This window comes from Methylobacterium sp. E-025, assembly GCF_022829705.1.
Taxonomy (GTDB): domain Bacteria; phylum Pseudomonadota; class Alphaproteobacteria; order Rhizobiales; family Beijerinckiaceae; genus Methylobacterium.
The window spans coordinates 24,169-32,244 of record NZ_JAKSYR010000077.1; the positions used below are offsets into that span (position 1 = coordinate 24,169).

Genomic DNA, 8,076 nt, shown 5'->3' on the forward strand with positions numbered 1-8,076 from the left:
GCAGATCAGAGCGGCTTCCGGTAGCGGTAGAGTTCGGCGGGACGGAACGAGGTGCCGGTCTCCCGGGCACCCGTCGGCACGAGCCAGCCCCGATCGAGCATCCGGCGGCGGAAGGCCGGCTTGTTCAGGGTCGTGCCAAGGATCGCCTCGTGCACGTCCTGCAGCTGCCGTAGGGTGAAGGTTTCCGGCAGCAGCGCGAAGCCGACGTCAGAATAATCGAGCTTCCCCCGCAGCCGCAGGATCGCCAGAGCCAGGATGTCGGCGTGGTCGAAGGCGAGCGGCAGAGCCGTGCGCGCTGCCCGATCCCGTGCGGCGAAGACCGCGACGGGGCGGCCCGCCTCGCTCTCCCCGGGCACCGCCATCCGGGCTGCCGACAACCCGGCATCGCCCATCAGCACCTGCGTGAACAGCGCCTCGGGCAGGAGGGCGAGGTAGGCGACCGAGACGATGCGCATGCGCGGGTCCCGGTCGACGGCGCCGAAGGTGTAGAGCTGCTCGAGATGCGTCCGGGCGGCCTCGTCCGCGCCGAAGCCGGCCTTCTCGCGCAGGATGCGCCCGGCCGCCGCGTCGAGCGGCTCGTCGATCGCGACGAAGCTGCCGGGCAGCGCCCACCGGCCGGCATGCGGGTGCTGCGAGCGCTCGATCAGGAGCACGGCCGGGCGGCCCTCGCTCAGCCCCAGCAGGACGAGATCCACGGTGAGCGCCGGCCGCGCGAACGCGGCGGGATCGTACGCCTCCAGGAATTCGGTCTCGCTCACGGCAGCACCATATATCCGTTATGAATCTAACTAATATTCAAGATACATATATGTCAAGCGCGGGGGGTGATGCGCCGTCCTCGCAGGCCGAATTGCCCGTGCGGCAAGGGCGGCTTCGGCGTGCGGCGCGTCGCGTACGGCTGCGGAAAGCAAAATTTGATCGCAACCGCTGGTTTCGCGTTGATGACGCTGAACGGCAGCGTCTTTGGCGTTTGCCTCCCGGAACCACCGAGAGACGTGTCATGATGTTCACCCGATCCGCCTGCGCCCGAACCCTGATGGCTTCGACCGTCATCGTGGTGGGGTGGACGAGCACCGCCTCGGCGGACTGCCTGAGGCGGGTCTATAATCGCTCCGCCGCCGTGCTGGTCGCCAGCCAGGATGGTGGGCCTGCCTTCGTCGTGAAGCCGGGGCGTTTCGCCACCGTGCGGCTGTCGCAGCCGGGGCACGTCGATCTGACGGCCTACTGCGCACCGCTCGGCCGCCTCGGGCAGTCGGTCGCGGGCGGGCGGGAAGCCACGAAGATCCACCTCGAATACGAGGCGGTCCTCGACCGTTGCTACATGAAGTTCGGCGACGGCTTCTTCCAGCCGGATCTCGGCCCCGGTTTCGTCGGCACGAAGGACACCGCGCCCTTCACCGTCAACAACCCGAACCAGGGCGATATCGTCCTCGGGCCGTTCAACGCGGAATGCACGGGACAGAACTGAGGACGCAGCGTCCTCGGCTTCGCGGCATTCTCTTCCGGAGCTTGGCTCCGAACCCGGCGTGCGTCGACCTCGAGTGGAATGTGGATCATGGCGGGCGAACAGGGAGACACCGCGCAGATGTCCGAAGTCCTGCGCCTGATCGGAATCTTGTCCGATGCGGTGCTCGACGCGCAGATCATGAATCGCCCGATTCCGGAGGCGCAGGTCAAGGCACTGAACGATGCAGCACTCCTGCTGCAGGAGCATCGCATCGCCCTGCCGCCGATGCTGCTTCAGGCGCTGCACGGCCTGGACAGCGCGCCCGGTCTCGATCGAGGGATCAGGGGTCGCGCCGACGATGCGGCGAAGGAGATCGTTCGCGAAGCGGAGGAGCAGGACGAGACAAGAGGTCTTGCCCGATTCCTGCGGCCGTTTCGGAACTATCGTTCGTAGGCCGGCTTCTCTCGGCATATCTCCGGAGGAAACATGACCAATTTCACGACCCTTTCTGGCGCTGCCGCCATCCTGATGCTCACGGCCGGCGCGTCCGTCGCAGCCCCCTGTGCGGTGGGCACGACCACCAACAACCAGGGCACGTCGTCTTCGGCCGACAAGAGCTCGATGGCCGACGGGACCTCGACGGCGAAGACGACCCCCGGCGCCAAGGCTGAGACCCCCGGAACGGTCGGTGCCCTGAACAACGTCGGTGCCGGCACCAAGCCCGCCGACGGCGAGCAGAAACCGGCCGAGGGCCAAGTGGTGAAGCCGGGCAGCAACGACTGCTGAAGCCCGAAAGCGATCTCAGACGTCCGATCCAATGGCCCTGCAGCCTCTGGCCTGCTGGGCCATTTTCATGCGTCGACTTCCCGTTCCTCAGTCAAATCCGAAATCGACCCAATCTCCGCCCCGCGGCATGGAGAGGGTCTGCGGGTTCGCGAAGCCGAGGCTTCATGAGCAGGTCATGGTGGACGGGCATGCGTTCCGGCGCCTGCCGTGCGATCGACGGAAAGCTTCTGAGATCGGCTTCGTTCGGGACGGACAGATCGCCGCGCGGCAGCCGTTCTCGCTGCACCGCAGCACTGCGAGCCCCATCTATGGTGCAACGCAAGCGCTGACAGCTACACCGTCGGTGTCCCCGAACCGGAGATCCGCCATGTCGAACCTCGAACACCGCGCCGCCGCCCGGATCACCTCCGCCGATCTGAAGGCACTGCCGCTCGTCCCGGAGCACATCCGCGCCCAGTACGGGGACGCTCTCACCCGCATTCCGCACGTTCGCGTCGCCGCCCGCAGGGTCGAAGCCAGCGCGGCCCTGCCGTCCGTGGGATCGTTCTTCGGCTGACGGCTCGCCTTCGGGCTCGGCCGCATCGTCGGTGGCGCCGCGAGGATCGGTGAGGTCCGATCCACTTCCGTCCCTGCTCCTGCGGATCCGCCGAGCCGTCGATCCCGTCGGCGACCGAAGTTCGAGATCGGCGTGAACTCGGTTTCCTCGTCGATTTCCCGCCCCTCGGGCTGGCACGTCAACGCCGGTGAGGAGCCCAGGGATGAAGACGAGCCGGTGCTGGACGATCTTTCCGCATCGTCGGCGTCGCCCGGAGGTGCATGATGTCGTTTCCGCAACCGTCTCCGTCTTCGTGAGCCAGGAAGGTCGCCACGCCCGTGATCATGGCGAGCCGATCGGCGCCAATCCCTACCCGGAGGGCTCCGACGAGCACGCGACCTGCGAGCGCGGCTGAAAGGTTCCGGATTGCGAGATCCGCGGCACGATCGCCAACCGCGATCCGGCTCTGACGGCCGAAGCGTCGAGCGACCTAGCCGGCGCGCCTGGCGCTCCACCGTCCGCTGCAACCGACGATGCCGCCGGTGGTGCGCCAAGTTCCGCTGCCGCTGCCCGCGGCGTCGAGGGTTCCCGCGATCGGCACCCGGTTCGCGCCCTTGACGATCGTGGCCTGCACGGTTCCGCCCTGCGAGACGCCGCCGTCGACGTCGATCTCGTCGCCTGGGATCGAAGCGTCGCTGTCCTTGATCTGAACCTGATAGCGCGTGCTCGCCGGGCACGGCCCTTCCTCGGTCACGGCCGTGATGGTCCATGAGCCGTCGAACCGATCGGGGACCCGGACCTTCTTCCGCGCGGCTTCGGCCGGAATGAGCAGGGCTGCGAGCACGCAGCCGGCGAGAACGGTGACGGAGATACGAGACATGAGCCGCTTTTCGCGTGAGGGCGGCCGAGGGAAGGCCGGAAACCACGGATACGGCGGAGCCGGCCGAAGGGTTTCCACGCTCGTCATCCGTGCTCGCCATCTCTCGACGAGCCGGCAACCATGGCGTTGGGGCCGCGGACCTTTTCGGCGCTTGGGCCGGTTGATCCCCCGCCGCACCTGTCAGCGGTGTGGAGTGTCCCGTGTACAATCCCTTCTTCTCGTCGATGATGCTCGCCTTCGAATCCCAGAAGGTGATCGAGCTGCGCCTCGTGCGGCTAGCCTGGGGCGGCCGCGAGGGCATGGCCGAGATGCACTCGATGGTGGCCGAGAAGATTCAGGCGAGCATCGAGGCCGCCGGCACCCTGATGATGGGCGGCTCGCCCGAACTCGTCGTCGCGCGATACCGCGAGCACGTCGCCGAAAACACGAAGCGGCTGTCGGCCGTTTAGCCGTCCGCCTGCCCGCGCCAACGCGCGGACACCCGGTCGGCGATCGCCTCGACCGACGGGCAGGCATTGGGACGGTCGGCGAGGATCGCCGCCCAGGGGATCGAGGGCTGCGCGTCGTCCTCGGGTCTCTGAGCGAGGGCCGCGCCGCCGTGCTCCTCGATGATCGGGAGGCCTTCAGCGCCGTCGCCGGCGTAGCCGCGGAGCACGATGCCGACGGCGTGCTCGCCGTGGCTTTCGGCTGCCGCGATGAACAACGGGTCCGCGGTCGAGCCGAATTCAGTACTCGGGACCGGGCGTGCGCCGACGACTTGCCGAAGCGGAGCGAGACCGCCCGTCGAGGCGGCGATGATGCCGACCGAGCCCATCGCGTCGAGCCTGCATCAACCCAGCATTGCGCGATTTAACTTATGATGGAGTGAAAGCGCGTCGCCTTCGCTATGCGGCTCGTAGGCGCCCCGATCGCCAGCCATGGCTTGCCGATCGGGGTGCCTGCCTCCCGTCCATCGGAGACGACGTTGCCACGCTACTTTTTCGACATCGCGGACGGCGACCTTCGGATCGACGAGACCGGAACCGAATGCGCCGACCTCGACGCGGTTCGAAGTGCCGCCATGCAGATCCTTCCCGAGATCGCACGGTTCGAGACCGGGAACGGCGACCGGCACACCTTCACCGTGATCGCCAGGGATGCGGACCGGCATCCGGTGTTCACGACGACGTTGAGCCTGACCGGCCTCTGGTTGGTCGATCGGTGAGCGACGCCCCCGACCCGGGCCTCCCATCGGTCGCCCCAGCGTCATGGCTGATCCGCAAGCTGAAGAGCACGGCGCAGATCTCGGCTCGGGATCGCGCCGACATCGAGAACCTGTCGTTCACGGTGCGAACCTTCGGCGGACGCACCAGCATCGTCCACGAAGGCGACGTGCCCAAGCAGTGCTGCCTGGTGATGGACGGATGGGCGTATCGCTGCCGCAGCCTCGCCAACGGACAGCGCCAGATCTTCGCCTTCTACGTGCCCGGCGACATCCCGGACATCGAGAGCCTGCACCTGCACGTGATGGACCAGGGGCTCGTGGCGATCGCCCAGACCACGGTCGCCTTCGTCGCGCACAGCGACATGCGCGCGCTGATCGAGCGGAACACCTCCCTCGCGATGGCCCTGTGGCGCGATACGCTGATCGATGCCACGCGCTGCCGCGAGCGGGTGATCAGCCTCGGGCGGCGCCAGGCGGTCGGCCGGATGGCGCACCTGTTCTGCGAGATGTACATCCGGCTCAGGACGGTCGGCGTGGCGGACGACTTCCGGTACGTGCTGCCGCTGACCCAGGCCGAACTCGCCGACGCTTTGGGCCTGTCTTCCGTGCACGCGAACCGCTCGTTGCAGGAACTCAGGAAGCTCGGCTTCGTGACGCTTCACCGTCGCGAGCTGATCATCCACGACTGGGACGGCCTCGAGACGGTCGCCGAGTTCGATCCCGCCTACCTTCACATCGTCTGACTGCACATCGTCTGATCGGTCGGACGCCGGCACGCCGGAGCGGTCGCCGTCGCGCGTCGGAGAGGCGCGTCCGAAACTTGGCCCGAGAGGATGGCGCACGACGATGCCGGCAATGCCGTCACGGGGGGCGGCAAGCTGAGAATGAAGACGGCACGTAGACGATGTGAAAGGCGAAGCATCGTCGGCCACGATGCAGGGTTCGGCAAGCAAAAGACGGCGGGACGCCGCGGCTTTAACAAAGCGTTCACCACCACACGGGACACCTCGGACAACTCACGATTGTGGTCGGTCCATGTATCTGCCGTTGATCGCCGCACTGATCATGCCCTGCGCCCTGATGGTCGCCGTGGCCTCTGTCGCCAGCCGCGGCGATCCCGACGATCGCTGGACCCGTTCGCCTCACCGGATCCGCCGGCTCCTGAGCTTTTAGGGCGACCTTGCGGCCTTCCGCCGACGTGACGCCGTCCGCTTTAGGTGTCCTGCCGCTCTCGACCGAACCGACGGCACGTTCACCACTTGTTAACCATTACAATCGAAAGTTGCGTCAGTAGATCGACGAGAACGGGTGCCGACGTGATTGGTCTTGCGCAATCCGAGGAACAGGCGGTCGAGCGCCTCACGCTCCGTCTCGTCGAGGACGCCTATTACGACCTCGCGGCGGTGGTACAGGGGGCGCAGCCGCAGGCGGCCGCCGCCTTGCTGGCCGTGATGGAGCAGCGCGTCACCGACGTCCTCACGGGGGTCTGCCGCACCCGCGCCGAAGGCGAACGCTCGAACGCCATCGCTCTGGCGGTCGGCGAGCGCGTCGCCGAGATCATGGACCAGGCGCATGGTCGCCGGTCGTCGGCGCGCGCTGCCTAGAGCATTTTCGAGCGAGACGGATGCCGGCTCGCGTGAAGACAATGCCATCTCACAACACGATGAAGCGTCGTCCGTGATCCAGTGATCACGGACGATGCTTCGGGAGATCGAACCATGACCGTCGACCGTAGCGCCACCTTCGAGAAGCGGGCGATCGAGGGCTTTCTCGGCGTCGCCCTGCAGGTCGCCCTGGTGCGGCTCGGAGAGCTGTCGGGAAGCCGCGCCGAAGAGGCACTGGACCATTTCGAGCATTCGCTCGTGCGCGCCCTGCGAACGCTGACCGGCCCGGAAGGGGCGAAACTGTCGACCCAGACCGCGGTCGAGGACACGATCGTCATCCTTCGCAAGACGATCGATGCCGCGAGCCGGAAGGTGGCCGAGAGTCAATCCGCGACGATGACGTCCCCGGCCATCGCAGCGTGACGCTGCCTTCGGGTGGAAGTCCAGCATCGCGCGGGTGCTTGACTCGAGATGCGCCAGAGCAGGCAGCCGGACTTGCCGAAGATCGTCGATCGGACACTGCCTGATCCGACGGCCGCCGCCGCGGAGACAGGCTTGTCGCTGCAGACGTCGGCTTGAGCTTGTCGTCAGTGCCGAGCGTCGTCGCCTCATGCAGATCTCACCCGCGATAGAGGGTTGCTATTCCGGCCATCTCTATGTGACGTTGAGCCGACATTACGTTTGCCAACCACGGGTGTGGGTACCCCCGTGCTCGACATCGCCTACGGTGATTGCGATCTCGCCGACGACCGCGGCGGGTTCGGATGCTGGCCGGTCTACACCGAGATCGCCGCGTTCGACGGGGTGCCGGGAAGCGAGCCGTTCCTCAAGGCGGCGACGCCGCGAACCGACCCGGCCCATACCATGACGCGCTCGACCTTCATCGCGAGGAGCTACGTGGCCTCTGCCCGGCAGGCGCCGGAGAAACCGACGTCCCGCCCCGTCGACGCGTGGCTGTCCGATGGCGCGGTGTCCGCATTCCTTCGGGAGATCGCAGGCACATCGTCGTCGCGAGCCGGGCGTGAAAGGATGCATGCGTCCCGTGCGGCCGGACCGATGCGGCAGGCGGCGACCGCATGACGCGCGCGTGGGAAAAGCTCAAGTCGCTGTTCTCCGGAGCAGGGCCGCAGCACCCTGTCGAGTACGCCGAGCTTCGGACACGGCACCCGCCGCGGACCGTCGCGGACCGCGTCGAGCCGACGACGGTGTCCGGCAAGCAGGCCGCGCCGACAGACGACGGCATGGCTCTGGTCTACGAGGCCGTCGAGCGGGAACTTCGCGCGGCCGGCCTGAGACCGTGAGGCGTGGCGGCCGGCCCGGTGCAGTCGAGCCGCCGGACGCCTCGGTCGAACGGGGCACGGGTCCGCCCCCGCGGATGCGGAGGCGGACCGTTTTTGGGAAGCCTTAAGCAGCGTCGGCGTCGTCGGCATCGAGGATGCCGTCGAGGTCGCCCACGAGCGCGTCGAGCTGCTCGGACGTCGAGCGGATCTTGAACCGCGTCCCGTCCTCAGCCTCAACCGCGATCTCGACGTGGTCGCCGACCTTGGCCGCCAGCGCCTGCTTCAGGATGTACGTCGTCACGTCTGCCTTGTCGGCCATGCCAGCTCCTTCACGTTCGCC

17 protein-coding genes are annotated in these 8,076 nt (G+C 67.3%); 13 read left to right on the forward strand and 4 right to left on the reverse strand.

What is annotated here, in order from left to right; genetic code table 11:
- Nucleotides 1–5: 5 nt before the first annotated feature.
- On the reverse strand, nucleotides 6–758 hold the full coding sequence (locus MKK64_RS08680; RefSeq protein WP_147842444.1) for an NUDIX hydrolase: 753 nt from the start codon (nucleotides 756–758) through the stop codon (nucleotides 6–8).
- 278 nt (nucleotides 759–1,036) lie between these two features.
- Between MKK64_RS08680 and MKK64_RS08685 the strand changes: the two genes are divergently transcribed.
- The 5 genes from MKK64_RS08685 (at nucleotide 1,037) to MKK64_RS08705 (ending at nucleotide 3,183) form a co-directional block, all read left to right on the forward strand.
- The gene (locus tag MKK64_RS08685; protein WP_243933637.1) at nucleotides 1,037–1,468 is read left to right on the forward strand and encodes a hypothetical protein; all 432 of its coding nucleotides are present in this window, start codon (nucleotides 1,037–1,039) and stop codon (nucleotides 1,466–1,468) included.
- An 87-nt stretch (nucleotides 1,469–1,555) separates the two neighbouring features.
- Nucleotides 1,556–1,900, forward strand: a complete 345-nt coding sequence (locus MKK64_RS08690; RefSeq protein ID WP_243933639.1) for a hypothetical protein — start codon at nucleotides 1,556–1,558, stop codon at nucleotides 1,898–1,900.
- 33 nt (nucleotides 1,901–1,933) lie between these two features.
- Nucleotides 1,934–2,233, forward strand: a complete 300-nt coding sequence (locus MKK64_RS08695) for a hypothetical protein (RefSeq protein WP_243933641.1) — start codon at nucleotides 1,934–1,936, stop codon at nucleotides 2,231–2,233.
- Between the two features lie 367 nt (nucleotides 2,234–2,600).
- Nucleotides 2,601–2,789, forward strand: a complete 189-nt coding sequence (locus MKK64_RS08700; RefSeq protein ID WP_243933644.1) for a hypothetical protein — start codon at nucleotides 2,601–2,603, stop codon at nucleotides 2,787–2,789.
- 202 nt (nucleotides 2,790–2,991) lie between these two features.
- A complete protein-coding gene (locus tag MKK64_RS08705) occupies nucleotides 2,992–3,183 on the forward strand; it encodes a hypothetical protein (protein ID WP_243933646.1) in 192 nt (63 codons plus the stop codon).
- 75 nt (nucleotides 3,184–3,258) lie between these two features.
- Here the strand turns inward: MKK64_RS08705 and MKK64_RS08710 are convergent, their stop codons facing one another.
- A complete protein-coding gene (locus tag MKK64_RS08710; RefSeq protein WP_243933648.1) occupies nucleotides 3,259–3,735 on the reverse strand; it encodes a heme utilization protein in 477 nt (158 codons plus the stop codon).
- Nucleotides 3,736–3,848: 113 nt separating this feature from the next.
- On the opposite strand from MKK64_RS08710, the gene MKK64_RS08715 reads away from it, so the two are divergent.
- Complete coding sequence (locus MKK64_RS08715) at nucleotides 3,849–4,097, forward strand: hypothetical protein (RefSeq protein WP_147859064.1); 249 nt, start codon at nucleotides 3,849–3,851, stop codon at nucleotides 4,095–4,097.
- Here the strand turns inward: MKK64_RS08715 and MKK64_RS08720 are convergent.
- Nucleotides 4,094–4,462 (reverse strand): chemotaxis protein CheB, encoded by a 369-nt coding sequence (locus MKK64_RS08720; RefSeq protein ID WP_243933650.1) that lies wholly within the window; start codon nucleotides 4,460–4,462, stop codon nucleotides 4,094–4,096. The two genes, MKK64_RS08715 and MKK64_RS08720, sit on opposite strands and share 4 nt — an antisense overlap.
- Nucleotides 4,463–4,612: 150 nt before the next feature.
- On the opposite strand from MKK64_RS08720, the gene MKK64_RS08725 reads away from it, so the two are divergent.
- The 7 genes from MKK64_RS08725 to MKK64_RS08755 all read left to right on the forward strand — a co-directional run bounded on the left by MKK64_RS08725 (nucleotide 4,613) and on the right by MKK64_RS08755 (nucleotide 7,757).
- A complete protein-coding gene (locus tag MKK64_RS08725; protein ID WP_147842438.1) occupies nucleotides 4,613–4,852 on the forward strand; it encodes a DUF6894 family protein in 240 nt (79 codons plus the stop codon).
- On the forward strand, nucleotides 4,849–5,595 hold the full coding sequence (locus MKK64_RS08730) for a Crp/Fnr family transcriptional regulator (protein ID WP_147842437.1): 747 nt from the start codon (nucleotides 4,849–4,851) through the stop codon (nucleotides 5,593–5,595). The genes MKK64_RS08725 and MKK64_RS08730 overlap by 4 nt, the downstream gene beginning before the upstream one ends.
- 292 nt (nucleotides 5,596–5,887) lie before the next feature.
- Nucleotides 5,888–6,025, forward strand: a complete 138-nt coding sequence (locus MKK64_RS08735) for a hypothetical protein (protein WP_187274779.1) — start codon at nucleotides 5,888–5,890, stop codon at nucleotides 6,023–6,025.
- A gap of 143 nt (nucleotides 6,026–6,168) precedes the next feature.
- Nucleotides 6,169–6,456 carry a hypothetical protein gene (locus MKK64_RS08740; RefSeq protein WP_243933653.1) on the forward strand — a complete coding sequence of 96 codons (288 nt, stop codon included), beginning with the start codon at nucleotides 6,169–6,171 and terminating at the stop codon, nucleotides 6,454–6,456.
- 81 nt (nucleotides 6,457–6,537) lie between these two features.
- A complete protein-coding gene (locus MKK64_RS08745) occupies nucleotides 6,538–6,879 on the forward strand; it encodes a hypothetical protein (protein WP_243933655.1) in 342 nt (113 codons plus the stop codon).
- Between the two features lie 285 nt (nucleotides 6,880–7,164).
- Nucleotides 7,165–7,536, forward strand: coding sequence for a hypothetical protein (locus MKK64_RS08750; RefSeq protein WP_147859060.1), 372 nt, complete (start codon nucleotides 7,165–7,167; stop codon nucleotides 7,534–7,536).
- The gene (locus MKK64_RS08755) at nucleotides 7,533–7,757 is read left to right on the forward strand and encodes a hypothetical protein (protein ID WP_147859059.1); all 225 of its coding nucleotides are present in this window, start codon (nucleotides 7,533–7,535) and stop codon (nucleotides 7,755–7,757) included. The genes MKK64_RS08750 and MKK64_RS08755 overlap by 4 nt, the downstream gene beginning before the upstream one ends.
- Nucleotides 7,758–7,860: 103 nt before the next feature.
- Here the strand turns inward: MKK64_RS08755 and MKK64_RS08760 are convergent.
- Nucleotides 7,861–8,076: hypothetical protein (locus tag MKK64_RS08760; RefSeq protein WP_243933662.1), on the reverse strand; the 216-nt coding region annotated here is incomplete at its 5' end.